Consider the following 25,753-nt stretch of genomic DNA (forward strand, 5'->3'; position numbering starts at 1 on the left):
TGCCTTATTGAGATTTGGCAGGTTTTGCACATGTTTGACAGTGTTATGTCATTTTATATATGGAATTCTGTGCAATATCACGCCATTGAGGGAAACAAATCTACGTGAGCAAAAAGTCGCCGCGCGCTAAGGTGTGGACAGTGGGGAGAGCATGGCAAAAGGGTTGCTAAAAACGGTCGCTGTTGTTGGCATGATGGGGGCAGGAAAAACAGCCGTTGGCAAAGCTATTGCGCAACGGTTGGATGTGCCGTTTCTGGATTCTGATGCCGAAATCGAAGAGGCCGCAGATCGGACCATCGCGGAAATCTTTGAACGCGATGGCGAAGCGTTTTTTCGCCAAAAAGAAACTCAAGTCATCGGGCGTTTGTTGCAAGATGAACGCTGTATTCTGTCGACAGGCGGCGGGGCGTTTATGAGTGCCGAAAACCGTGCTTTGATCGCAGACAATGGCGTTGCGGTCTGGTTGCAGGCCGATTTGGATATTTTATGGCAGCGTGTGCGTCATAAAAACACGCGCCCATTGCTGCAAACCGATAACCCCTATGAGACACTCAAATCATTGGTCGCACAGCGTGATCCCATCTATGCGCACGCGGGGCTGGTGGTGCACGCAGAACCCGATCTTTCGATTGATGATATGGCCAATAAAGTGATTGAAGCACTCGTCGAACACGGCGGAATTATAAAGGAAACACCATGACGCGCACAGATCTTCAATCAGGCTTAGGCGCATTCCAAACCGTCCATGTGCCCTTGGGGGATCGCGCTTATGATGTGCGGATCGGCGAAGGTCTGGTGGATCGTGCAGGGGCGCATATCGCACCGCTTTTGGGGAAAAAGAAACGCGTTTGTGTGATCACCGAAGTCAATGTGGCAGATCAACATTTAGACAGTTTGCGTGCAGGGCTTGCTGCCGCAGGCATCGAGATGGAAGTTTTGATATTGCCCGCTGGCGAAAGTACGAAATGCTGGGCAGAGTTGTCGAAAACCGTGGAGTGGCTTTTGGCGCAAAAAGTCGAACGCAATGATATCGTTGTTGCCTTTGGTGGTGGTGTTATCGGCGATCTCGCAGGGTTCGCGGCCGCAATTTTGCGCCGTGGCGTGCGTTTCGTGCAGATGCCAACATCGCTCTTGGCTCAGGTTGATAGTTCCGTAGGTGGCAAAACAGGGATCAATTCGCGTGAAGCTGGCAAAAACCTGATCGGGGCCTTTCATCAGCCATCACTTGTGCTTGCCGATATTTCAATTCTTGCCAGTTTGACGCCTCGCGATTTTTTATCGGGCTGTGGCGAGGTCGTGAAATACGGCATGTTGGGTGATGAAGCATTTTTCGAATGGCTTGAGGAAAATGGCCCGTTGATGGCCCAAGGTGATGTTGCTGCGCGCACCTATGCGGTGAAACGCTCGGTTGAAATGAAAGCCGAAATCGTTGTGCGCGATGAAACAGAGCAGGGCGACCGCGCTTTGTTAAACCTTGGCCACACATTTTGTCACGCTTTAGAGGCCGCAACAGGATATTCAGATCGCTTGTTGCACGGTGAAGGCGTGGCAATCGGTTGTGCTTTGGCCTTTGAATTGTCCGCGCGCTTGGGTTTGTGCAGTCAAGAAGCCCCCAGCCGTGTGCGCAGTCAAATCAAAGCAATGGGGATGAAATGCGACCTGAAAGACATCGCGGGCGATTTGCCTTCTGCCGAAGCGCTGGTCGATTTGATGGCGCAAGATAAAAAGGTTTTGGATGGTCAATTGCGTTTCGTTTTGGCGCGCTCGATTGGCGATAGTTTTGTCACCTCCGATGTGCCGCGTGAGGCGGTGTTACGTGTGATCCAAGACGGTCTGGATGCGCGTGCAGCGACCTAAATTTCGGTCTTAAACCGATGCGAGGGTTCACCTGTTAAAATATCTGCCCTGAGCAGACATAAAAAAACCCCCCGCAGAATATGCAGGGGATTTTTATTTTATATCAGTCTATTAGAATGGAATTTCGTCATCATCCATTGAGGAGCGACCGCCGCCTGATCCGCCAGAATCGCCGCCAAACCCGCCTTGTGATCCGCCATCGTTGTAGCCGCCGCCTTGTGATCCACCATCGTTGTAGCCGCCACCGCCACCACCACCTGTATTTTCACCGCGACCGTCGAGCATTGTCAAAACGCCGTCAAAGCCTTGCAAAACCACTTCTGTTGTATAGCGATCAGCGCCAGATTGGTCTTGCCATTTGCGGGTCTGCAATTTGCCTTCGATGTAAACTTTTGACCCTTTGCGCAGGTATTGTTCTGCAATACGGACAAGACCCTCTTGGAAAATCGCAACAGAGTGCCATTCAGTACGTTCGCGGCGCTCTCCTGTGGTTTTGTCTTTCCATGTGTCGGATGTCGCGATGCGTAGGTTGCACACTTTGCCACCGTTTTGGAAATTACGCACCTCAGGGTCACGCCCCAAATTGCCAATGATGATCACTTTATTGACCGAACCCGCCATACCGCGTCTCCCGTTAGAATCTAATTTGGTCTGTTACACCACTCCCAGACGGTCATGGAAAGGGTAAAAAACGGCAAAACTCTGCTGTTGAACGAATCTGAGGCTTGGAAATAGGCTGACCGCGCCCTATATTCTTTCGACCGTTAGAGAGTGGGACGTTTTATGCCGCCGATACATCGCGCCTTTGCGCTGATTTTTGCAACACATTTGGTTGTTTCAAGCACGGGCGCAGTGCAGGCGGAAGGTTTGGTGTTTTCATCAAAGTCACGTTCATCTGTCTATGCCTCGCAACTGCAAGTGTTGGATGGGCGCGCGGCGCAGCAGTATTCCAATTCTATATCGCTCAAACCGCAGACCGCCGCGATCCCCAGTGCAGGCATTTTACCTTACACGGGCTCATACAGGGGTGAATATCTTGCAATCGCCCGCAGCACTGCGCAACGCCACAATGTGCCCGCAGATTTATTTTTACGTTTGATCCAGCAAGAAAGCGGATGGAATGCAAATGCCAAGTCCCACAAGGGTGCTTTGGGTCTGGCGCAATTAATGCCACAAACGGCAAAAGTTTTGGGGGTAAACCCCAATGATCCGCACCAAAACCTAGAGGGTGGTGCGCGATACTTACGTCAAATGTACAATAAATTCGGCTCGTGGCGCTTGGCTTTGGCGGCTTATAACGCAGGGCCTGGCGCTGTGGAAAAATACGGCGGTGTGCCGCCTTATAAAGAAACCAAAAACTACGTGTCGGTTATTCTTGGCAGTTAGGCGCGTGCTTGCTGTGCGGGCATTTTGATTTCGAAAATCAGTTTAAAATCTAGTCTGCCTTGCGAAAGGCGCGGGGCGAACTGCCCGTGTGCTTTTGAAATGCGCGCGCGAAATAGGCTGGCGAATGAAATCCAAGTGTTTCGCCAATGGTTTTCACAGGGTATTGCGTTTCTTTCAACAAACGGCGCGCTTCAAAATGCACCCGATCCGCGATAAGAGCAGATGCAGGCCGTCCGCATGCGACATTACAAGCGCGTGTCAAATGTGTTGGGGTTACCCCAAGTTTGGCGGCATAATCTGCAATTTTATGAGTGGTTTTGTAACCATCTTCGACCAAGGCCGTGAAGGCTGCTGTCAAGCGACGTGAGGCATCAGGCGTCATGTCATAATCAGGCATATTGTCGATCTGGCGATTTAACCACACTGACAGAAGCCCTGCATGCAAAGCCAGTGCCCGCGCTTTATTGGGCGCATCTTGGTCAATTTCACGCGCTAAAGCTTCAATCATGCCGTTGATGTGATTTTGCTGCGCCAAATCAGAAAAGCGCATATGCAAAGGTTGGTCTGGTAGGCCAAGATCGGGGTCGTCATCCAAATGCACAATTGTGCCGTAAGCCTGACCAACAGCCTCAAACCCATACATTGTTTTGGTCGGCAAATAGATCAGATTGTGCCCGCCAAATCCGCGGGTGACACCTGATACGGTGATCCGCCCTTGGCCGCGCGTAAACCATAATAACGTGGGGGATCTATGGCTGCGCATTGCTTCTGTGCGCCATTTTGATGTGGGCGTCGACATGCGTACCAAAGGATCAACACGGTAAGGCGAGGGCATTGGAATTTCAGGCGCGATCACAGTGCGCTTTGGCTCGGGCGCCTGCGTTTTAGCCTGTCCAAAGGTCTTGAGCATTGGAGATTTAAAAATTTTATGCGCCATGCGGACAAACAAGCCTGATTTTTGTGATTGATCCTCCCTATCAATCACGAATAAAGAATAAATTCAAATAAATCTTTAAAATCAATATTTTAGGTTGCTTTTGTCTTGCGATACAAGAACTTGTTAACCAAGCGATATCTTGTGGTAATCTTTCATGCGCGCTCTAAACCATGTGCGCTGACGTTTGGCAAATTGGCGGGTTGCGATGGTCGCACGCTCTTGCGCCTCGGCCAAAGTGATTTCATTTTGTAAATATGCAATTAATTCTGGCGCTCCGATCGCTTTTGACGCGGGCAGGCTGGCATCCCAATCGGGCAGATTTTGCTCTGCTTCGGCCAATGCCCCCTGATCCATCATCAATTGAAACCGTTTTGCGATTCTGTCGTTTAACCAGTCTTTGTCCGCGTCCATGACAATCGGATAGGTGGATGACAGCGGTAAAGCCGGTGGCGGCGTCCTGTCCTGCCATGCCGCCAAACCGCGCCCAGTGGCTTTTAACACCTCCCACGCGCGCTGAACCCGCATGGGGTTCATCCTGTCGACTCTTTGCGCTGTTTGCGGGTCAAGCTGGTCTAATTCCGCCAAAAGTCCCCTGTGGTCGCCATCTTCTGCGCGGCGCATGTTTCCCTGTGCGCGAATACCGTCGGGCGTGGCTGGGATTTCGACCAAACCCTCGGTGAGAGCTGAAAAATATAGCCCCGTGCCGCCCACTATAATCGGACGGGCGCCGTTTGTCAGGTAGGGCAAGACATCGCGCAGCCAATGGCCGACCGAATATTGCGATGTTCCCGCAACATGACCATAGAGCGCATGGGGGGCGGCGGCTTCATCGTCTACGCTGGGGCGTGCAGATAAAACACGCCAATTATCAAAGACTTGAAGTGCGTCTGCATTGACAATCACGCCCCCTTGGGTTGTCGCAATCTCCAATGCCAGCGCAGATTTTCCAGAAGCCGTTGGCCCAGCGATCAAGACAGGTTGCTGGGCCGACATCGCGCGAATATGTTGAGAAATCTGAGCAGAAAGGGGCATCGCTTGGCCTTTGATCGGGTGTTAAGGGGGCGGGTCCGTGCCCCGATGAAATCTTTTTACACGAAAGCTTGAGTTTTTAGGCTCTGCCTCATTGAATATTCACGCCAATTGGCGCATTTTGTCGCAAATAGCGGATAGAGCAGGGGATACCTCATGAGCGATCAGGATCAAAGCCAAACCAACAAGAAATATAAGCGTGTGATGCTTAAAATTTCTGGCGAGGCGCTGATGGGGGATCAGGGCTTTGGCCTTCACCCGCCAACCGTTGAACGGATCGCGCGCGAAGTAAAAACTGTGCATGATATGGGCGTCGAGATTTGTATGGTCATCGGCGGTGGCAATATTTTCCGCGGATTGCAAGGGTCCGCGCAGGGTATGGAGCGTACCACTGCCGATTACATGGGAATGCTTGCGACTGTTATGAACGCCTTGGGAATGCAGGCTGCGATGGAAGATCTGGGCATTCACACCCGCGTGATTTCTGCGATTACGATGAATGAAGTTGCTGAACCCTACATTCGCCGCCGCGCTGTGCGTCACTTGGAAAAGGCACGCGTGTGTATTTTTGCGGCTGGCACAGGGAACCCTTATTTCACCACAGATACGGCCGCCACATTGCGCGCCAATGAAATGGCCTGTGAAGCGATCTTTAAAGGCACAAAAGTTGATGGCGTCTACGATAAAGATCCAGCCAAACATGCGGATGCCAAGCGTTATGATAAAGTCACCTATGACGAGGTTCTCGCACAGCACTTAAATGTTATGGATGCCTCAGCCATCGCGCTTGCGCGTGATAATGATTTGCCAATTATTGTCTTTTCACTCGATGAACCTGGCGGGTTTAAAGGTATTTTGGCAGGTGAAGGCACATATACAATTGTGAAGTCCACCAAAGACTAAAGACGCATTAATTCGCCATGATCAGCAGGCCCGATTTTACTTCGTGAACGAAGTTGCGCGCTTGTTTTGCGTTTAAGATTGGGCGGGCTGGAAGCAAATTAAGGGGATGCCACGCTGCGCTGTGACCAACGGCCACTTCTGCCTGCGGCCCCATAAGCAAAGTTTCAGCTTGCGCACCATCAGCGATAATCACCTCATGGCGATGCAATAGAATGTGAATGTAGCTCACAGGGACACAGCCCAAAGCCTGGGTGATATTTGGCAAGGCGCGTAGATGCTTGGCGGCGATGAGCACTTGGTCGGGCCAGGCATCCGTCCGTTTTGAAATATTGGTGGTTTGCACGCAAATGCGATGATTGGGTGATAGGGTTAAATGCCGCGTCGGGCCTGAGTTGTCGCCCCAAGTCAGGCTGTTTGGCGCAAATGTAATAGGGGCTGCGGCGCGCGGATTCAGTTTCGTGGTGCGAAAAATCTTTTTGATCGGCTGCGGGCCATGATCAAGGGTCAAAATTAAATCTTGTTCGGCCAAACATTCGATCGCAATTGGCCCCTTTGGTGTCTCGATCATGGTTCCCGTAGCAAAACAAACGGTTGTCGCGCCGACCACATTCAACGTTGTCGCATAACCGCCATAATCGCTGGAAAAGCTATTGAGTGTGATCGACTGCACAGCTTGACCATCCAGCGGATCTTGGCCCGTGAGATCGCCTAGAAAGACATCTCCGTTTTGCATCTGGATAACGGCGGCTTCAAAGGTCAGTGTCGTTCCATCACCTAGTAGCGCAGTTGCGCTGTAAGTCATTGAACTTTCAACATATTGGCTGGTAGATCCTGACCCCGTATCATAATTAACGTAGTCCCCATTGGGATTGTTTTCATCATCAGAAATCGAACCGCCGTGGTCCATGTCGTAATTTGTAACCGAGACAATAAATGGCTGGTGATAATTGCCCAACAGAACACTCGGGTTATCCGTTGCCGTCGTTCCATCCATGGTATCAGCGATAGCCTGAGTACCCAAATAGAATAGGTTTGAGACGTTTGTCAGTGCCATTTTGTAACCGGAATCCTGTTTTGTCGCATCTTGATGGTTTCTAAACAGAATTGGTTGCGATTTGGTCAATGCTTGCGGTTTTTTTGGGAGGATCCAATCCGCCGATAATCGCGGCTTCGGCTTGTTCCTTGGCGCTGGTGGCTATACAAGCGATCGAAATCCGCTTAACTACACAAGCAACATTCATGAGACGCGAGGCCATTAAACCATGTCTGAAGACTTCCTATTAGATACCGATGATTTGTCCAAACGCATGGACGGCGCGATTGCCAATCTGCGGACGGAACTTGCTTCATTGCGCACGGGTCGTGGGTCTGGTTCTATGCTTGAACCTATTATGGTTGATGCTTACGGATCTATGACGCCGATCAACCAAGTGGGTACTGTGAATGTCCCAGAACCCCGTATGGTTACGATCAATGTCTGGGACAAAGGCCTTGTTGGTAAAGTAGAAAAAGCCATTCGTGAAAGTGGCTTGGGGATTAATCCGCAATTGAATGGCACAATTATTATGTTGCCAATTCCTGAACTGAACGAAGAGCGTCGCCGCGAATTGTCAAAAGTGGCCGCTGGCTATGCCGAAAGCGCGCGCGTTTCTATTCGCAATGTACGCCGCGATGGTATGGATCAGATCAAGAAAGCCAAAAACGATGGCATGTCTGAAGATGATCAAAAGATTTGGGAAGATGAAGTCCAAGACATGACCAACAGCTATATCAAGAAAGTTGATGAAACGCTTGAAAATAAACAAAATGAGATCATGCAGGTATAAGATCCGCGAGGTCTGAGCATTTTCGAGTATATATCGTATGTGTTGCGTCTCATTATGCCCGAAATGGCGTAAGCGCAGCACATACTTTTTTATGACGTTTCAAAGGACACATCTGGATGCCTGATTGCGAAAATGGCCCCAAACATGTCGCCATTATTATGGACGGCAATGGGCGTTGGGCCCAGATGAAAGGCAAGCCGCGTTTGTTTGGCCATCATGCAGGCGCAAAACGGGTGAAAGAAATCGTGCGCGCCTGTCCTGATTTGGGCGTCAAATATCTGACAATATTCGCATTTTCGACCGAAAACTGGAAGCGCACGCAAACAGAAGTCTCTGGCCTAATGTCCTTGTTTCGCCGCTATATCACGGGTGAATTAAAAGATCTGGTGAAAGAGGGCGTGCGTGTGCGTTTCATCGGGGATCGTCCAAGGCTGGACGATAAGTTGATCAAGCTTATGGATGATCTGGAATGCGCAACCCAAGACAATGACACAGTACATTTGACCATCGCGCTCAACTATGGTGGACGAGACGAAGTGGCCCGTGCTGTTAAAGAATTGGCGCGGGATGTTGCTTTGGGTGTACTTGATGCTGAAACGGTCGATGAAAATGCATTGACGCGGTACCTTGATACACGGGTTCTGCCTGATCCAGATTTGGTGATCCGAACCTCAGGCGAAGCGCGTATTTCTAACTTTTTGCTCTGGCAGTCAGCCTATTCCGAATATGAATTCATTGATACGCTTTGGCCGGATTTTACCAAAGATGTCTTTGCGGATTGTATCGGACGGTTTGGTGTCAGAGATCGCAGATTCGGCGGAGTAAAAACATGAACGAAAGCCGCAAAGCCTTTATGCGCAAATGGCGAGACCTAGGGCCACGCACCCTGTCGGCTGTGGTCATGGTTGCCATTGGTGGTGCGGCCATAGCTGCGGGTCACATGGCCTTTAGCGGTCTTGTCATCTGTGCAGGCGTTATCGGCCTATGGGAATTGTTTTCCATGGGCGGGCATAAGTCCAAAACTGATGGTCTTGGACTTATGGATAAGATTTGGCTGCTGCTTTATGGCCTTGTGGTCGTGATCGGACTTATCGGGCTTGTCTATATTTCCAACACCAATGGTCTGCGCGGCATTCTTTATATTATCGGATTGGTGATTATCACCGACACCTGCGGGTATTTTGTCGGCAAAATGATCGGAGGGCGCAAATTCTGGCCCTCTATTAGTCCCAATAAAACATGGGCAGGTGTCTTGGGCGGTTGGATCGGTGTTGCTATTTTTGCAGCGATCTGGCGCGGCGTGGCGACCTTTCACAGCCATCGCGCAGGCAGCGTTGATCTGACTTGGCTGGAAAATTCACAATCCCACACCGAAAATTTTGTTGTGCTTGTCTTTGTTATCGGCGCGGTGTTTTTGTCTTTTGCTTCTCAGCTTGGCGATATCGCGCAAAGCACGATCAAACGCCGTATGGGCGTGAAAGACAGCTCAAATCTTATTCCTGGCCATGGCGGTATCTTGGATCGTTTTGATGCGTTACTGGCGGTAAGTGCTTTGTCTTTTCTATTCAATATGTTGGCCTAGCGCATGCGACGGATATCCATTTTCGGCGCGACGGGATCTATCGGGCAATCCACAATTGATCTGATAAAACGTGATCCGTCGCGCTATCAGACCGTGGCTTTGACGGGCGGTGCAAATATCAAGCTCTTGGCGCAAGACGCGATTGATCTGGGCGCTGAAATTGCCGTAACCGCTTATGATGAAAAACACGATGAACTGCGCCAAGCGCTTGCGGGCACGGGTATCGAAGTGGCCGCAGGGCAGGCGGCTTTGATCGAGGCTGCGGCACGTCCTGCGGATTGGATCATGTCGGCAATTGTTGGCGCGGCGGGGCTTGCGCCTGGCTTTGAAGCCCTCAAGCAGGGCACAACGCTGGCCTTGGCCAATAAAGAAAGCTTGGTGACAGCTGGGCCTTTGCTTTTGGCCCAAGCGGCCAAATATGGCGCGCGCATTTTGCCCGTGGATTCCGAACATTCCGCCGTATTTCAGGCCCTTGTGGGCGAAGATATTGCCGAAGTCGAACGGGTGATCATAACCGCCTCAGGCGGGCCGTTTCGCACTTGGCCGATGGATCGACTGAAATCCGTGACCTTGGCCGAGGCCTGTAAACACCCGTCTTGGGATATGGGGCAGCGCATTACAATTGACAGCGCTTCTATGTTTAACAAGGCAATGGAGCTTATTGAAACCAAAGAATTCTTTGGTGTTGAGAGTGCGAAAATTGAAACCATTATTCATCCAGGGTCCTACATTCATGCGCTGGTTGGTTTTCGCGATGGCGCATTGATGGCCCATTTGGGCGCACCTGATATGCGTCACGCGATCGGCTATGCGCTGCATTGGCCAAAACGCCGTGATCTGCCTGTCGACCGCCTTGATCTGGCCAAGCTTGGCCAATTGCAGTTCGAAGCGCCCGATGACAGGCGTTTTCCCGCCCTGCGTCTTGCACGCGAGGTCATGGAAACAGGCGGATTGGCGGGGGCAGCATTCAACGCGGCCAAAGAAGCGGCCCTTGATATGTTTATAGCTGGCCAAATCGGTTTCACCCAAATGGCAGAGGTCGTCGAACAGGTGCTCGCGCAAATGTCAGCAGATTTGCGCCTTGATAATGTCCAACTTTCCTTGGATGCAGTTTACGCTACCGATGCGAGCGCACGCAAACACGCATTCAAAATCGGTAAATCGATCTAGGTAGGCACGTAACAGAGCAGGGAACAGGCAGTCGTCACTCCCGAGACAACGCAAAAGACAATGACAGGACAATTTTATACATGACCAGTGTTTTTTCCATATTTGGCAGCGGTATCTTTATCACCATTGCCTTTATCATCGCGATTTCAATCATCGTGGCGATTCACGAATATGGCCATTATATTGTCGGGCGTTGGTGCGGGATCAAGGCGGATGTGTTTTCGCTTGGCTTCGGTAAACCTTTGCTGCAACGCAAGGATAAACGCGGCACTGTGTGGCAATTGGCGGCGATCCCTTTGGGGGGCTATGTAAAATTCGCAGGCGATGCCAATGCGGCCTCTGCCCCTGACCCGGAGGCTGTAAAAGACCTTGATGAAAGCGCGCGCCGTCACACCATGCAAGGCGCACCGCTTTGGGCGCGCACATTGACCGTGGCCGCTGGCCCTGTGTTCAACTTTGTCTTTTCCGCTATCGTTTTCGTGTTTTTGATGCTGTTCTACGGTCAAGTTCAAGACCGTATGATTGTCGATGATTTAAAAGCATTGCCCTATCCTGTGGCCCTTGAAGAGGGGGATGAAATCCTGCGCATTGCGGGGCAAGACCTGCCTGAAATGACGCAGGTCAGCAGCTTTATTTCTGATCTGCCGCGCGAGGCTCGGTTAAACTATGACATTCTGCGCGACGGTGTTGAACTCTCCGTTGAGGCGCCGCATCCGCATCCTGTTTTGGTCTCTAGTGTCTCGGCCAAATCCGCTGCACGCCGTGCGGGTATTGAAGTGGGCGATGTGATTACAGCCGCCGATGGCGTGGCTTTGCCCACCTTTTTTGATCTACAAGATGTGGTCAAAGCGAAAGAGGGCGCTGAAATCAAGCTGGATGTCTGGCGCGCTGGGGAAACCTTGGAACTGACATTGGCTGCCTTGCCGCGCGATTTGCCTTTGCCTGATGGCGGATTTGAACGCCGCTGGTTGATCGGCATCGGTGGCGGCTATTTCTTTTCACCCGCCACGGAAACCATGCCTTTGGGCAAAGCTTTGGTCTCATCGGTGCAACAGGTCTGGGCGGTGATAACCACGTCGCTATCTGCTATTGGCCACATGATCACAGGGGCGATTTCAGCTTGCAATATGTCAGGGGCCATCGGGATGGCACAATTCGTGGGCTCAGCCCCCACGATTGCGGATTACATCGCCAATATCGCGCTCATTTCAACTGCAATCGGGATGCTTAATCTGTTTCCGATCCCAGTGCTCGATGGCGGACATTTGGTGTTTTACGCCTATGAAGCCATTCGCGGCAAACCGATGCCTGAGAAAGCTGTGAGTTTTATGATGGCGATCGGCATGGCCTTTATCTTGGGCGTTATGGTTCTGGGTTTGGGCAGTGATTTGTTCTGCAAATAAGCCTGCCTGCCGACTTGCGTGCTGACCTGCGCACGTGATGGTGCGTTTGGGTGTGAGAAAAAGATGGGGCCGCGACCTGCGGCCCTAATCTTGCCATATTCAAAGGTTAACATGACTTCATAACATCGTAGGACATATGCGTTTGTATTTTACAGCGCTGCGTCATCTGTAAAATGAGGTCGACCATGACAACCCTTATCGCCAGTTACAACAGCCTGTCTTTGCTTGCCAGATTGAACTGGGATCGCCTGCTCTACAGTGCGACCATTATAGTTGCTTTGGTGACGGGATCGGTGATTGGAAATCTGGTTTTGTAACCACATTTCTGAGGCGACTTTGAAATCTACAGTGCGAAATGGCGTAGATGGGGGTGTTTTGCGCCCCTTTTTCGTTGCGCATCCGCCTGATGCGCGCGGCGATCTGCTTGGGGATAAGCACCATGAGGTGCAGGGCTTTTGACAAGGGCAAATAATCGGGCTACTCAACTGATAACTTAAGTTAAATGAGAAAGCTGTCATGCGGGTTCAAAAACGTGGATTTCACTCCTTCTTGCGCGGAAATACACCGCGCGCTTTTGCACTATCTTGTGCGGCTTTGTCATTGGGATCAACAGCTTACCTAGCTTACCCTTCGCCAGTGATGGCCCAAGAGTTTCAGTTTTCCACTGTCGAAATCCAAGGCAACGGACGGGTTTCAACCGAGAGCATCTTGAACTTTGCAGGAATCGGACGCAACCAAGGCGTCTCAGGAGGCGAATTAAACGACGCTTATCAGCGGGTTTTGGCTTCTGGATTGTTTGAAAGCGTTGAATTTATCCCGCAAGGGTCAAAGCTTTTGATCAAAGTGACCGAATTTCCAACGGTGTCGCGCATCAGCATCGAAGGCAATTCCAAAGTAAACGATGATGTTTTGTCGTCGGTGCTACAAACCCAAGTGCGCCGTGCCTATGCCCCGTCAACTGCCGAACAAGATGCGGCAGCCATGGCAGAAATCTACGCGTCAAAAGGTCAGTTGGCCGCGACGGTCACGCCGCGCATAATTCGCCGCAATGACAACCGCGTTGACGTTGTGTTTGAAGTGACAGAAGGCAAAAATGTTGAGGTAGAACGCCTGACATTCGTTGGCAACCGTCAATATTCCAACGCACGCCTGCGCCGCGTATTGGAAACCAAACAAGCTGGCCTTTTGCGCTTTTTGGTCGGCCGCGATACATTTGCAGAAGATCGCGTCAACTTTGACAAACAGGTTCTGACCGATTTTTACACCTCACGCGGGTTTATTGATTTCGAAGTGCTGAATGTTGCGGCAGAATTCTCACGCGAACGCGATGCCTATTTCTTGACGTTTAACATCCGCGAAGGCCAAAAATTTAGCTTTGGTGAAATGACAACTGTGTCCGAAATCGATGGTTTGGATACGGCAGATTTCCAAAAAGAAATCAACATTCGGTCAGGTCAAACCTATTCGCCAGTCGCGGTTGAAAACGCAATTGAGCGCATAGAAATATTGGCGACGAAAAAAGGCATCGACTTCTTGCGTGTCGAGCCACGTGTGACGCGCAATGATCGCGAACGTAGTTTGGATATTTCTTTCGCGCTTGTGCGCGGACCGCGCGTATTTGTTGAACGGATTGATATCGAGGGCAATGCCACCACGCTCGACCGTGTTGTGCGCCGCCAGTTTAAAACCGTTGAAGGCGACCCGTTTAATCCGCGCGAAATTCGCGAAGCGGCCAGCCGCATTCGCGCCTTGGGCTTTTTCTCTGACGCGCGTGTAGATGCCCGCGCGGGCAGTGGGCCAGAGAAGGTGATCGTCGATGTGGATCTTGAAGAAACCAGCACAGGGTCGTTTTCCTTCGGGGTGAACTATTCTGTGTCCAGTGGCGCCAACCTGATTGCATCCTTTAGCGAAAGTAACTTTTTGGGACGCGGTCAAAGGCTGGCCTTTAACCTGACGACCAAACTGGATGACGGCAACCTGTCGTTTAACTTTGTTGAACCCGCATTCTTGGGGCGTGACGTGGCCTTTGGCCTGTCGGCCAACTATGGATTTTCTGCACCCATTTATGCAGACCACGAGTCCCGCGATATCTTTGTGTCGCCAAGTCTGACTTTCCCTGTGGCAGAAAATGCGCGCTTGCGGTTGAACTATAAGGTCGGCACCAATTTGCTGCGCAACCCTGATGACAACGACCTGCCTGCGACGATCCAAGCGGATGTTGATGCGGGAGAAGTGTTCGAACAATCGCTGGGCTACACCTATTCTTATGATACGCGCCGCTCAGGTGTGAATCCCAATGCAGGTGTTAAATTTGAATTCTCGCAAGATATTGCTGGCTTTGGCAGCGATGTCGAATACCTACGCACCACGGCGACCGTGCAGGGCGACACGACTTTGTTCAACGAAGAAGTCAACCTGAGCGCCTCTATTAAAGGTGGCATGATCGAAGGTCGCGGTGGCATGGACACACGCGTGTCGAACCGTTTCTTCACGGGCACATCCTTGATCCGCGGGTTTGAACCTGGTGGTATCGGGCCGCGCGATCTTGACGACACCGAGCTTGCTTTGGGTGGTAAATTCTATGCCGTTGCCAGCTTGGAAACGGATTTCCCACTCGGTTTGCCTGAAGAATACGGCATCAAAGGCGGCTTGTTCTTGGATCACGGCGCGCTTTGGGGCTTGGATGATGCGTCATCTGCGGGTGGGTCCGAAGACATCAGCTGGCGTACAGTTGTGGGCGCTTCGGTGTTCTTGAAAACGCCGATTGGCCCGTTGCGGTTTAACTTTACCAAAGCGCTGAACAAAGAAGACTACGATGTTGAGCAGAACTTTGATTTGACCATCGCGACACAATTCTGATGCGACTGGGCGCCCTGACATGCGCCGCTGCCTTTGCGGTTGGTTTTGGATTTTGCAGCCCGCTTTGGGCGCAAGGGACCGCCGCAGAGGGATCGCCGAGTGTTACACCACAAGTTGAGCAACGCAGTCTCGCCACGGCACCTGTGATTGCCTTTGATCGCAGTCGGGTTTTGGCCGAATCCGCGCTTGGAAAACAACTCAATGCTGAGTTGGAAAAAGAGCAGGCAAAGATCCTTGCGGAAAACGATGAAATATCAGCAGCGCTCGAAGAAGAAGAGCGCGATTTGTCGAATCTCAAACCAACAATTTCAGCAGAAGACTTTGCCCTGCGTGCAGAGGCGTTTGACCGCAAAGTGACCGCCATTCGTGCCGAGCAAAAGCGCAAATCTGAAGCGGTGCAATTGATGTTTGATCAGGGCACAAAACAGTTTGAAGACAATTTGAATCAGGTCTTGTCTGAAATTGCCCGCGAAGTTGGGGCCGTCGCGGTTTTTGAACGGGCGCAAATCTATATGATGTCAGGCACGATTGATGTGTCAAACGAAGCAATTCGGCGCTTAACTGTTGTCGAACCTAACGAAAACCTAGACGATGAAGGGACACCAGAGGCTGAATAAAGCCCAAGCTGTCTCGCATGACTTGCCCCTGATGGGGTGGATTGATACAGACATCGAAATCACGCCAAAGCCCCGCGCAGATGTCGCGCTTCAACGGGATAGGCCCAAACCAAGAAGGCCGATAAGGGCCGCGTTTAAGACAGGAATACCTATGACACAGAGCCTCAAAACCGCAGATATTGATCTTATCCAACGCATTATTCCCCACCGTTACCCCTTTCTTTTGGTGGACCGCGTTGTTGATATCAATGGCGTCGAAACCTGCACGGGCCTGAAAAACGTCACCTTTAACGAGCCGCATTTTCAAGGCCATTTTCCTGGCGCACCGATCATGCCGGGCGTCACAATCGTCGAAGCCATGGCGCAAACGGCAGCTGTGATGGTTGGCGTTGAAAAAGACTTGGCGGATAAGGATTTTCTTGTCTACTTCATGTCGATTGAATCGTGCAAATTCCGCCGCAAAGTCGTGCCTGGTGACGTGTTGAAAATGCACATCACAACCAAACGTGGTGGCGGCAAAGTGTGGAAATTCGAAGGTCGTGCTGAAGTCGACGGCGAGCTGGCTTGTGAAGCTTCATTCACCGCGATGATGGATCTGCCAAAAGAGTGATTTGATCACCCAGACCATTCCATTTGATTTTCGGAGCCTATGATGAGCATTGATCCAAGCGCAAATATTCACCCTTCAAGTGTGATCGAAGAGGGGGCCGTTATCGGCGCCAATTGCGTCATCGGCCCGTTTTGTCTGGTCGGGCCGCAGGTTGTGCTCGGCATGGGCGTGACTTTGAAAAGCCATGTTGTGGTCTCAGGCGATACTGTGATCGGTGACGATACAGAGATCTTTCAATTCGCTTCTATCGGTGCTGTGCCGCAGGATCTGAAATATAAAGGCGAACCCACGCAACTGCGCGTGGGCAAGCGCAATCGTATCCGTGAATATGTGACTTTGAATTTGGGCACAGAAGGCGGCGGTGGCGTGACCCGTTTGGGCGATGACAACCTGATCATGGCCTCGGCGCATGTCGCCCATGATGCGCAAATCGGCAATCGCGTTATCTTGGTCAATTCTGTGGCGGTTGCGGGCCACTGTATTGTTGAAGATGATGTCATCATTGGCGGCTTGTCTGGCATTCATCAATGGGTTCGCATCGGGCAGGGTGCTATCATCGGCGCTTTGTCTATGGTGACCGCTGACGTATTGCCGCTTGCACTTGTGCAAGGTCCGCGTGCCGAACTGGACGGGCTCAATTTGGTTGGCCTAAAACGGCGCGGGGTTCCGCGCGATGACATCAATCAGCTGCGGGCGGCGTTCCAGATGCTCAAACAGGGCGAAGGATCGTTCAAAGATCGCGCTGCACGCCTGTCTGAAGATTTCGATAGCGAATATGTGGCGCGGATGATCGCTTTTGTTACGGGCGATTCAGATCGCGGATTTTTGACCCCAAAATAAGGCGAGCGCCTGTGACCAGAACCGCCATCATCGCAGGATCAGGGGATTTGCCGCTTCTTTTGGCCAAGGCACTTGATGCGCCTGTCTATGTCACATTGGATGACGCGCCTGTGCCATACGGGTTTGATCATGTCGCTGCGCGCATAGAAAAACTTGGCCGTTTGTTCAAAGATTTAAAGGCAAAAGGCGTTTCATCGGTGGCCTTTGCTGGCGCTATGGCGCGGCCTAAAGTAAATCCTGTGTTGCTGGATCGCCATGCATTGCGGCTGGCCATGTCCTTGGGCAAAGGCGACGATGCATTGTTGCGCGAAGTGCTGGCTGTCTTTGCAGATCAGGGCTTTTCCATCAAAAGTGCTGTCGATATTCGGCCTGATTTGGTGCTCGCCCCTGATACGATTTGGGGCATGAAACCCAGCAAACAAGACGACAAAGACGCCGCACGCGCCTTTGAAGTGCTGGGCGCATTGTCGCCTTTGGATGTCGGACAAGGGGCTGTCTGCGCGGGCGGCATGATGATCGGGATTGAAACCCTACAAGGCACGGATTCGATGCTGTCCTATGTGGCTCAGACGCCCCAACACCTGCGCCGCGCCAAAGGTGTGTTTGTCAAAGCCCCGAAGCGTAACCAAGATCTGCGTATTGATATGCCCACAATCGGTATTGATACGATCGAGGCCGTGATCAAAGCGGGCCTTGCGGGTCTGGTGATCCCTGCGGGCAAAACCATCGTATTGGACCAAAATATCGTGAAATCCCGCGTTGATGAGGCAGGCCTGTTCCTGAAAGCACTATGAGCACAGTTAAGGTTTTCATCATCGCTGGCGAACAGTCAGGTGATGCCTTGGGCGCCGCTGCCATGAAGGGGTTGAAGTCCTTGCGGGATGTCGACTTTAAAGGCGTGGGTGGGCCTTTGATGGCTCAGCAGGGGCTAGATAGCCTTTTCCCGATGGATGAATTGTCTTTGATGGGCGTGCTTGAAATTCTGCCAAAGTATTTCCACCTGAAGCGCCGTATCAAAGAAACGGCAGAGGCCGCTCTTGCATGGCACCCCGATGTGATCTTGACCATCGACAGTCCTGATTTTTGTCTGCGGGTTGCCGATATCGTGAAAGCGCGATCTGACCTGCGGATCTGCCATTATGTCGCGCCAACGGTCTGGGCGTGGCGCCCTGAACGGGCGGCGAAAATGGCTACAAAGGTTGATCAGGTTCTGGCGCTGTTTCCCTTTGAACCGCCATATTTCGAAGCCCATGATCTGCGCTGTGATTTTGTTGGGCATCCTGTTGCCACAGATGTGGTCGCCAGTGACGATGAGGTGACAGAATTTCGCAGCGCCTTTCAAATCGGTGATGCACCCTTGGTTTTGGTTTTGCCAGGGTCGCGCAGGGGTGAAGTCGCAAGGCTATCGGATGATTTCGGTCAGGCGCTTGGCACTTTTGCAAAGATGCATCCCGATGCGCGCTTTGTCCTGCCCATGGCTGGGCCTGTTGCGGATTTGGTACGCGAAAAGACGGTTCAATGGCCTGTGAAGCCTATCCTGATTTCCGCCTCTGATAAGGCCTCAAAACGTGCGGCATTCAAAGCTGCTGACCTCGCATTGGCCGCCTCTGGCACCGTGTCATTGGAACTTGCAGCCAATCAAACCCCGATGGTGATCGCCTATAAAATGCAATGGTTGACGCAAAAGATCGTCGAACGCAAATTGCTGATTGATACTGTGACCTTGGTCAATCTCGTGTCTGACACCCGCGTGGTGCCAGAATTTTTAGCCAAAGAATGCGACCCTGCACAGATTGCCATTGCGCTGGATGACGTGTTGCAAAATCCCAAAGCACAAGAGGCAGCATTGGATTTAACGATGCAACGTTTGGGGCAGGGTGGCGAAGCACCCGGCTTGCGGGCTGCGCGCGCGATTTTGGATGGCTTAAACACCTCCACATAAAAAGAGGCCCGCTTAGGCCTCTTTTTATTACTTTAACCCTGTGGCTTCAATATCCGCGCCAAATCCAGCCGCCGCCAAATATGCGCGTGCTGTCGTCGTCATAAAACACGCAGGCTTGGCCTGCCGACACGCCTTCTTCTGCGACGATCAATTCGACTTCGGCTTCCGTTTCAGAAATCGGCCGAATGATGGCTTCGCGTGGGGGGCGGGTTGAGCGCACGCGGACCAAAACATGCCATTCATCACGCGATGTCAAAGGTTCATCGCCCAACCAATTGATTTCACGCACAGGAATTTTACGCGTGGCCAGCATCTCTTTTGGGCCGACAATGACCTGTTTTTTCTCAACATCCAGTTTGACCACATAGAGAGGATCGGCCAAGCCACCGATGCCCAAACCACGGCGCTGGCCGACAGTATAATGTAGCACGCCATTGTGTTGGCCCAAAACTGTGCCATCGGTGTCGACAATGTCACCCGGTTCCGCAGCACCTGGACGCAGTTTTTCAATCACTGACGCATAGTTGCCATTGGGCACGAAACAAATATCTTGGCTGTCAGGTTTGTCCGCCACAGCCAATCCGTATTTTTGCGCTAAGGCACGGGTTTCGTCTTTGGATTTCAGATGTCCCAAAGGAAACCGCAAATAGTCCAATTGCGCTTCTGTAGTGGAAAACAAGAAATAGGACTGATCGCGGTTGGCATCGGCTGCGGAATGCAGTTCTGCACCGTTCTCACCCATTTTGCGCTGAATGTAATGACCCGTGGCCATGCAATCTGCGTCCAGATCTTTGGCGGTTTCCAAAAGATCCTTAAATTTCACCCGTTCGTTGCAGCGAATACAAGGCACAGGGGTCGCCCCCGCCAAATAGCTGTCAGCAAATTCATCGATCACTGCGTCTTTAAACACATTCTCGTAATCCAAAACATAATGCGGAAACCCCATTTCCTCAGCCACACGGCGCGCGTCATGAATATCACGCCCCGCACAGCAGGCGCCTTTTTTAGACAAGGCTGCCCCATGATCATAAAGCTGCAAGGTCACGCCGACCACATCATAGCCTTCTTCGGCCAATTGGGCCGCGACAACAGAACTGTCCACGCCGCCCGACATCGCAACGACAACGCGTGTCTCAGAAGGGGGCTTGGCAAAACCGAGCGAATTGATGGGTGACTTAGGGGTATCAAGAGGCATGAACAAAACCTTTCCGGAACATGTTCAGAATATAAGAAAATCCTATATATTCTCAAGGGCAGGTTTCACCACCCATTAAGATCATTGCGTCACAACAAATGTGCAATGTTGATGAGGTGAGAGTAATGTATTTGAAAAAAGTTGATGGGCCACGTGCGGTCACGCTACCTGATGGGAGTATTTTGACCCGTGCAGACTTGCCTGATCCCACGACGCGACGCTGGGTCGCCTCGCGTAAGGCTATGATCGTCAAAGCGGTCGCTTTCGGACTGATTCCCCAAACCGAAGCTCTAAAAATGTACGGTTTGAGCGAAGAAGAATACGAATCATGGAAAAAAGCGATCCAAAATCACGGTGAAGTCGCGTTAAAGGCGACATCCGTGCAAAAATATCGACAACCTTAGGTTGAAAGTGCTAAAAGGTTAAATACGGTAACCGAGCGTTAACCAATTTTGACCAATATTTTAATCAACGAACGATTGATAAAATAATAGCAACGGAGACTAGATTATGCGCATTTTGCTGGTCGAGGACGATCCAACCACTTCAAAAAGCATCGAACTGATGCTGACACATGCAAATCTGAATGTTTACACAACAGATTTGGGCGAAGAAGGAATCGATCTCGCAAAACTTTATGATTACGACCTCATTCTTTTAGACCTTGGCCTGCCTGATATGAATGGGCATGAAGTTCTGCGCCAATTGCGCCTTGCGCGTATCGAGACACCCATTTTGATCCTCTCTGGTGCGGATGATACCGAAAATAAGATCAAAGGTTTCGGTTTTGGCGCCGACGATTATCTGACCAAACCCTTCCACCGCGAAGAATTGGTTGCGCGGATCCATGCTATTATTCGGCGTTCAAAAGGCCACTCTCAATCAGTCATCGGTACTGGCAAGATTGAAGTCAACTTGGATGCCAAAACAGTTTCTGTCGGCAACAAACCTGTGCATTTGACAGGTAAAGAATACCAAATGCTTGAACTTTTGTCCTTGCGTAAGGGCACAACTTTAACGAAAGAAATGTTCCTTAATCATCTTTACGGCGGCATGGACGAACCTGAACTCAAAATCATCGACGTATTCATCTGTAAGTTGCGCAAGAAACTGTCCAACGCGACAGACGGTGAAAACTATATCGAAACAGTCTGGGGACGTGGATACGTTCTGCGCGATCCAGATCCTGCCGATATGGAAACACCAATGGCCATCGGCGCATAACTGAAATGCCACCATGCGCAACTTGCGCGTGGTGAAACCGTTGCATTCTACTGGACCTCTTCGACATGCTCTCCTACATATTCAGGAAGCCAAAGTTGGAGAGGTTTCTTTATGTCTGCTGATGTCGCGGTAGCGCAGCTCACCGAAATTCAAGCCAAAGAAGAATTGGCACACTTGGCCTTAGTCATGGGGGACGCCAACCGCGCCTATTACTTGGGCGACGCAGCCATGACAGACGGGGAATTTGATGCATTAAAACAGCGCAATGCTAAGATCGAAAGCCGCTTTCCCCATCTCAAACGTGACGATAGCCCCTCCGAACAGATCGGAGCAACGCCCGATGGCGGTTTCGGAAAAATCACCCATGCTGTTCGTATGTTATCGCTCTCAAATGCATTTGATGATGAGGATGTACAAGAATTCGATGCCTCGATTGTTAAGTTTTTAGGGGTAAAATCTGATATTTCTTACACCGCTGAGCCCAAAATAGATGGTCTTTCTCTGTCTTTACGGTATGAAAATGGCACTTTGATCCATGCAGCGACACGCGGAGATGGCGCAATCGGTGAAAACGTCACCGAGAATGCAAAAACCATCGAAGACATCCCACATCAGATCGAAAATGCGCCTGAAATTCTGGAAGTGCGCGGCGAAGTCTACATGAGCCATGCCGATTTTGCGGCGCTCAACGCACGTCAAACAGAACGTGGCGGCAAAATCTTTTCCAACCCGCGCAATGCTGCCGCTGGTAGTTTACGCCAGCTAGACGCCAGCATTACCAAATCTCGACCGCTGAAATTTTTTGCCTACGCTTGGGGCGAATTGTCCATGCCCTTGGCAGATACGCAGCTTGGTGCAATTGAAGCACTGGTGCAGTTTGGCTTTTCCATCAACCCGTTGACGAAACTCTGCGCAACACCGCAAGAACTTGTCGCCCATTACAACGATATCGAAAAACAGCGCGCGACACTTGGCTATGACATTGATGGTGTGGTCTACAAGGTTAATGATCTCGCGCTGCAAAGCCGTTTGGGGTTTCGTTCTACCACGCCACGTTGGGCCATCGCGCATAAGTTTCCAGCTGAATTGGCTTGGACGCAGCTTGAAGGCATCGATATTCAAGTTGGCCGCACGGGCGCTTTAAGTCCCGTTGCGCGTCTTAGCCCTGTCACAGTTGGCGGTGTGGTCGTCTCGAATGCCACTTTGCACAACCAAGATTATATCGAAGGCCGCGACAGCAAGGGCGGAGAAATCCGAGACGGAAAAGATATTCGCATTGGCGATTGGGTGCAGGTCTACCGCGCGGGTGATGTTATCCCAAAAATTGCCGATGTTGATGTGTCGAAACGTGATGGAACTCAGACCAAATTCCAATTTCCGACTGAATGCCCTGAATGTGGATGTGAGGCGATCCGCGAAGATGGCGATGCGGTGCATCGTTGCACTGGCGGTATGACGTGCCCTGCACAAGCTATTGAAAAATTGAAACATTTTGTCTCACGCGGAGCCTTTGATATCGACGGGCTTGGTGCAAAACAAGTCGAACAGTTTTTCAAAGACGGTTGGGTTAAAGAACCCAGTGAGATTTTTACATTGCAAGATCGCTTTGGATTTGGGCTGCAACAGTTGAAAAACCGTGAGGGTTGGGGCGCAAAATCTGCTCAAAAGCTGTTTGATGCCATCGAGGATAAAAAAAATATAGGTTTGGCGCGCTTGATTTACGGGTTGGGCATCCGCCACGTTGGTGAAAATTCCGCAACGCTTTTGGCGTCAAACTATGGCAACTGGGATGATTTCGAAAACGCTATGACACAGGCTGAAATCGGGTCTGGCGCGCAATGGGACGACCTGATGGCCATCGACGGTATCGGTACTGTTCTCGCAACATCCATCATAACCGCTTTTCATCAAGAGGCCGAGCGCGCATGTATCGATCGTTTGGTGGCACATCTCACAATTGCCCCCGCCGAAGCCGTGGCCTCTGATAGTCCTGTGACGGGGAAAACCGTGGTGTTTTCGGGCAGCCTAGAAAAAATGACACGTGCCGAGGCAAAGACCCGCGCTGAAAGTTTGGGGGCCAAAGTCTCGGGTTCGGTTTCCGCTAAAACCGATATTCTTGTCGCGGGGCCAGGTGCAGGGTCAAAGGCCAGAAAAGCCGCAGAGCTTGACATAGAAGTGCTCGATGAAGATGGCTGGTTGGCCTTGATTGACGCAAAATGAGTGCGCAGCGCCCAGATATTCTGTTTCCGCTCTTCGCAGGCTTGGAAACGCTGACGGGTGTCGGCCCTAAAACCGCGAAGGCATTTCAAGGCTTGGGCGTGGAAAAACCGCGCGATCTTTTGTTTACCCTGCCGCATGCTTTGATTGATCGGCGTCAAATCGACACTGTCAAAGACGCGCTGACCGGCGATGTGGCGACAGTGAAAATTGAAACTCTGCGACATCTGTTTCCGAGCCGCAAAGGCCTGCCGCACCGTGTTTTTGTGCGTGATGCGGCGACCGATTTTCAACTCGTCTTCTTTCGCGGGGCCTCTGATTGGATCGAAAAACAGCTTCCTGTGGGCGAAAAACGTCTGATTTCTGGGAAAATTGAGTTCTATGATGCGCAAATACAAATGCCGCACCCTGATCATATACTCGATCCTGATGCAGAAAACACTTTGCCAAATTTTGAACCTGTCTATCCGTTAACGGCGGGGGTGACGCAAAAAATCATGGCAAAAGCCTGCGCCGCAGCTCTGAGCAAGGCGCCTGATTTTGATGAGTGGATAGACCCGTCCTTGCGCGCCCGCGAAGCTTGGCCGGATCTAAATACGGCTTTGAAATCCGCGCACACTCCGCAAAGTTCTGACGATATTTTACCCAATTCTCTCGCGCGTAGACGTCTGGCCTATGATGAATTTTTTGCCCATCAGCTGACTTTGGCGATGGCGCGCAAATCGGTGAAATCAAAGCCTGGACGGCCCTCGATTGGAACGGGCGCTTTGCGTAAATTGGTGTTGCGCGACTTACCTTTTTCACCGACAGGTGCGCAGACGCGCGCAATCGCCGATATAGAAACGGATTTGGCCGCATCAGAGCGTATGAATCGTTTGTTGATGGGCGATGTGGGGTCGGGCAAAACGCTGGTTGCTTTGATGGCTTTGCTGATCGCGGTCGAAGCAGGCGGGCAGGGCGCGATGATGGCCCCGACAGAAATCTTAGCACGCCAACATTATGAAGATTTGCTGCCCCTATGCGAGGCTGCGGGCGTGGTTTTGGCATTGCTAACGGGGCGTGACAAAGGTCGCGAACGCAAGGCAAAGCTCGAGGCCTTAGCGCGCGGTGATATTCATATTCTTGTGGGTACCCATGCGGTTTTCCAAGACAGTGTGGTTTTTCATGACCTTAGACTGTCGATCACCGATGAACAGCACAGATTTGGCGTCAACCAACGCATGGCATTGTCGCAAAAAGGTCAAGCAGTTGATGTATTGGTCATGACGGCCACGCCTATCCCGCGTTCGCTATCCTTGGCGCAATACGGCGATATGGACGTATCGGTTCTGGATGAAAAGCCAGCGGGGCGTTCCCCTATCAAGACTGCGCTCAGTTCTACCGAACGTGTGTCAGATGTGATGGCGCATCTGAAATCCGCCGTAGCTGACGGACGCCAAGCCTATTGGGTCTGTCCCTTGGTGGGCGAAAGTGAAGTCATGGATCTCATGGCCGCAGAGGAGCGATTTAAACATCTGCGTACAGTTTTAGGTGAAGGCAAAGTAGGGCTTGTGCATGGCCAATTGCCTGCGGAAGAAAAAGACCGCACCATGGCAAAATTTGCAGCTGGGGACCTGTCGGTTCTGGTGGCGACGACCGTTATCGAAGTTGGGGTGAATGTGCCGAATGCGTCGATCATGGTGATTGAGCGGGCCGAACATTTTGGCTTGGCTCAGTTGCACCAGTTGCGTGGGCGCGTGGGACGTGGCGCTATCGCATCCACCTGTTTACTTCTGTACCAACCGCCGCTGAGCGAAACGGGGCGTCGGCGATTGGAGGTTTTGCGTGAAACCGAAGACGGGTTTCGCATCGCAGAAGAAGACTTGGCCATTCGCGGTGCAGGCGATGTCATTGGCACGGCGCAATCTGGTGTGCCACGGTTTCGGATTGCCGATATCGAAAGCCAATCTGATCTGATGGCTTTGGCGCAAGATGATGCCAGATTACTGCTGCACAATGATCCTGACTTGCAAACACCGCGCGGAGCGGCCGCGCGTGTTCTTTTATGGTTGATGGAGAAGGATCGTGCGATCCGTTTGATTTCAATAGGTTAGTCGAATTTCGATGTGTTGAATGCATTTTGTTCGCGAATGTTCTCAAAAAGTTCTTTACAGAGC

Annotated in this window: 25 protein-coding genes; 20 read left to right on the top strand and 5 right to left on the bottom strand. The window is 51.4% G+C overall.

The genetic code is table 11. From position 1 onward, the window contains the following. The first annotated feature begins 151 nt into the window (after positions 1 to 151). Positions 152 to 700: a shikimate kinase gene (locus tag EDD53_RS02820; protein WP_123791670.1), complete on the top strand. Its 549-nt coding sequence runs from the start codon at positions 152 to 154 to the stop codon at positions 698 to 700. Further along, positions 697 to 1,857, top strand: coding sequence for a 3-dehydroquinate synthase (gene aroB, locus EDD53_RS02825; protein ID WP_123791671.1), 1,161 nt, complete (start codon positions 697 to 699; stop codon positions 1,855 to 1,857). Before EDD53_RS02820 ends, aroB begins: the two co-directional genes overlap by 4 nt. Positions 1,858 to 1,968: 111 nt before the next feature. Here aroB and ssb read toward each other — a convergent pair whose 3' ends face one another. After that, on the bottom strand, positions 1,969 to 2,478 hold the full coding sequence (gene ssb / locus EDD53_RS02830; RefSeq protein WP_123791672.1) for a single-stranded DNA-binding protein: 510 nt from the start codon (positions 2,476 to 2,478) through the stop codon (positions 1,969 to 1,971). Positions 2,479 to 2,640: 162 nt separating this feature from the next. Between ssb and EDD53_RS02835 the strand changes: the two genes are divergently transcribed. Then, the gene (locus tag EDD53_RS02835; RefSeq protein WP_123791673.1) at positions 2,641 to 3,243 is read left to right on the top strand and encodes a lytic transglycosylase domain-containing protein; all 603 of its coding nucleotides are present in this window, start codon (positions 2,641 to 2,643) and stop codon (positions 3,241 to 3,243) included. Between the two features lie 49 nt (positions 3,244 to 3,292). Here the strand turns inward: EDD53_RS02835 and EDD53_RS02840 are convergent, their stop codons facing one another. Together EDD53_RS02840 and miaA are read right to left on the bottom strand one after the other, a co-directional pair. Continuing rightward, entirely contained in the window at positions 3,293 to 4,180 is an 888-nt protein-coding gene (locus EDD53_RS02840; RefSeq protein ID WP_123791674.1) for a helix-turn-helix domain-containing protein, read from the bottom strand. 123 nt (positions 4,181 to 4,303) lie between these two features. Continuing rightward, entirely contained in the window at positions 4,304 to 5,212 is a 909-nt protein-coding gene (miaA, locus tag EDD53_RS02845; protein WP_211331577.1) for a tRNA (adenosine(37)-N6)-dimethylallyltransferase MiaA, read from the bottom strand. Positions 5,213 to 5,365: 153 nt separating this feature from the next. On the opposite strand from miaA, the gene pyrH reads away from it, so the two are divergent. Further along, positions 5,366 to 6,112 (top strand): UMP kinase, encoded by a 747-nt coding sequence (gene pyrH, locus EDD53_RS02850; RefSeq protein WP_123791675.1) that lies wholly within the window; start codon positions 5,366 to 5,368, stop codon positions 6,110 to 6,112. 7 nt (positions 6,113 to 6,119) lie between these two features. Here the strand turns inward: pyrH and EDD53_RS02855 are convergent, their stop codons facing one another. Next, positions 6,120 to 7,166, bottom strand: a complete 1,047-nt coding sequence (locus tag EDD53_RS02855; protein WP_123791676.1) for a Hint domain-containing protein — start codon at positions 7,164 to 7,166, stop codon at positions 6,120 to 6,122. Between the two features lie 208 nt (positions 7,167 to 7,374). Between EDD53_RS02855 and frr the strand changes: the two genes are divergently transcribed. The 12 genes from frr (at position 7,375) to lpxB (ending at position 18,961) form a co-directional block, all read left to right on the top strand. Next, entirely contained in the window at positions 7,375 to 7,938 is a 564-nt protein-coding gene (frr, locus tag EDD53_RS02860; RefSeq protein ID WP_123791677.1) for a ribosome recycling factor, read from the top strand. 116 nt (positions 7,939 to 8,054) lie between these two features. Further along, a complete protein-coding gene (locus EDD53_RS02865; RefSeq protein WP_123791678.1) occupies positions 8,055 to 8,771 on the top strand; it encodes an undecaprenyl pyrophosphate synthase in 717 nt (238 codons plus the stop codon). Then, complete coding sequence (locus EDD53_RS02870; RefSeq protein ID WP_123791679.1) at positions 8,768 to 9,520, top strand: phosphatidate cytidylyltransferase; 753 nt, start codon at positions 8,768 to 8,770, stop codon at positions 9,518 to 9,520. The genes EDD53_RS02865 and EDD53_RS02870 overlap by 4 nt, the downstream gene beginning before the upstream one ends. 3 nt (positions 9,521 to 9,523) lie before the next feature. Next, a complete protein-coding gene (dxr, locus tag EDD53_RS02875) occupies positions 9,524 to 10,690 on the top strand; it encodes a 1-deoxy-D-xylulose-5-phosphate reductoisomerase (protein ID WP_123791680.1) in 1,167 nt (388 codons plus the stop codon). A gap of 80 nt (positions 10,691 to 10,770) precedes the next feature. After that, positions 10,771 to 12,093 carry an RIP metalloprotease RseP gene (gene rseP, locus EDD53_RS02880; protein WP_123791681.1) on the top strand — a complete coding sequence of 441 codons (1,323 nt, stop codon included), beginning with the start codon at positions 10,771 to 10,773 and terminating at the stop codon, positions 12,091 to 12,093. A gap of 185 nt (positions 12,094 to 12,278) precedes the next feature. Beyond that, on the top strand, positions 12,279 to 12,410 hold the full coding sequence (locus tag EDD53_RS15025; protein WP_281277925.1) for a hypothetical protein: 132 nt from the start codon (positions 12,279 to 12,281) through the stop codon (positions 12,408 to 12,410). Between the two features lie 199 nt (positions 12,411 to 12,609). Beyond that, positions 12,610 to 14,952, top strand: a complete 2,343-nt coding sequence (gene bamA, locus EDD53_RS02885; protein ID WP_123791682.1) for an outer membrane protein assembly factor BamA — start codon at positions 12,610 to 12,612, stop codon at positions 14,950 to 14,952. Further along, positions 14,952 to 15,569 carry an OmpH/Skp family outer membrane protein gene (locus EDD53_RS02890; protein ID WP_123791683.1) on the top strand — a complete coding sequence of 206 codons (618 nt, stop codon included), beginning with the start codon at positions 14,952 to 14,954 and terminating at the stop codon, positions 15,567 to 15,569. The genes bamA and EDD53_RS02890 overlap by 1 nt, the downstream gene beginning before the upstream one ends. A 151-nt stretch (positions 15,570 to 15,720) precedes the next feature. After that, positions 15,721 to 16,179, top strand: coding sequence for a 3-hydroxyacyl-ACP dehydratase FabZ (gene fabZ / locus EDD53_RS02895; protein WP_123791684.1), 459 nt, complete (start codon positions 15,721 to 15,723; stop codon positions 16,177 to 16,179). A 39-nt stretch (positions 16,180 to 16,218) separates the two neighbouring features. Beyond that, positions 16,219 to 17,019, top strand: coding sequence for an acyl-ACP--UDP-N-acetylglucosamine O-acyltransferase (gene lpxA / locus EDD53_RS02900; protein ID WP_123791685.1), 801 nt, complete (start codon positions 16,219 to 16,221; stop codon positions 17,017 to 17,019). Positions 17,020 to 17,030: 11 nt separating this feature from the next. Beyond that, positions 17,031 to 17,813 (top strand): LpxI family protein, encoded by a 783-nt coding sequence (locus EDD53_RS02905; RefSeq protein ID WP_123791686.1) that lies wholly within the window; start codon positions 17,031 to 17,033, stop codon positions 17,811 to 17,813. After that, complete coding sequence (gene lpxB, locus EDD53_RS02910; RefSeq protein ID WP_123791687.1) at positions 17,810 to 18,961, top strand: lipid-A-disaccharide synthase; 1,152 nt, start codon at positions 17,810 to 17,812, stop codon at positions 18,959 to 18,961. The genes EDD53_RS02905 and lpxB overlap by 4 nt, the downstream gene beginning before the upstream one ends. Before the next feature lie 46 nt (positions 18,962 to 19,007). Here the strand turns inward: lpxB and mnmA are convergent, their stop codons facing one another. After that, positions 19,008 to 20,156 carry a tRNA 2-thiouridine(34) synthase MnmA gene (gene mnmA / locus EDD53_RS02915; RefSeq protein WP_123791688.1) on the bottom strand — a complete coding sequence of 383 codons (1,149 nt, stop codon included), beginning with the start codon at positions 20,154 to 20,156 and terminating at the stop codon, positions 19,008 to 19,010. A gap of 125 nt (positions 20,157 to 20,281) precedes the next feature. Between mnmA and sciP the strand changes: the two genes are divergently transcribed. The 4 genes from sciP (at position 20,282) to recG (ending at position 25,690) form a co-directional block, all read left to right on the top strand. Continuing rightward, positions 20,282 to 20,560, top strand: coding sequence for a CtrA inhibitor SciP (gene sciP / locus EDD53_RS02920; RefSeq protein ID WP_123791689.1), 279 nt, complete (start codon positions 20,282 to 20,284; stop codon positions 20,558 to 20,560). A 106-nt stretch (positions 20,561 to 20,666) separates the two neighbouring features. Then, positions 20,667 to 21,380, top strand: coding sequence for a response regulator transcription factor CtrA (gene ctrA / locus EDD53_RS02925; RefSeq protein WP_123791690.1), 714 nt, complete (start codon positions 20,667 to 20,669; stop codon positions 21,378 to 21,380). A gap of 111 nt (positions 21,381 to 21,491) precedes the next feature. Further along, complete coding sequence (gene ligA / locus EDD53_RS02930) at positions 21,492 to 23,600, top strand: NAD-dependent DNA ligase LigA (protein ID WP_123791691.1); 2,109 nt, start codon at positions 21,492 to 21,494, stop codon at positions 23,598 to 23,600. Then, positions 23,597 to 25,690, top strand: coding sequence for an ATP-dependent DNA helicase RecG (recG, locus tag EDD53_RS02935; protein WP_123791692.1), 2,094 nt, complete (start codon positions 23,597 to 23,599; stop codon positions 25,688 to 25,690). Before ligA ends, recG begins: the two co-directional genes overlap by 4 nt. Positions 25,691 to 25,753: the final 63 nt, after the last annotated feature.

It is taken from the genome of Pacificibacter maritimus (genome assembly GCF_003814915.1).
GTDB lineage: Bacteria > Pseudomonadota > Alphaproteobacteria > Rhodobacterales > Rhodobacteraceae > Celeribacter > Celeribacter maritimus.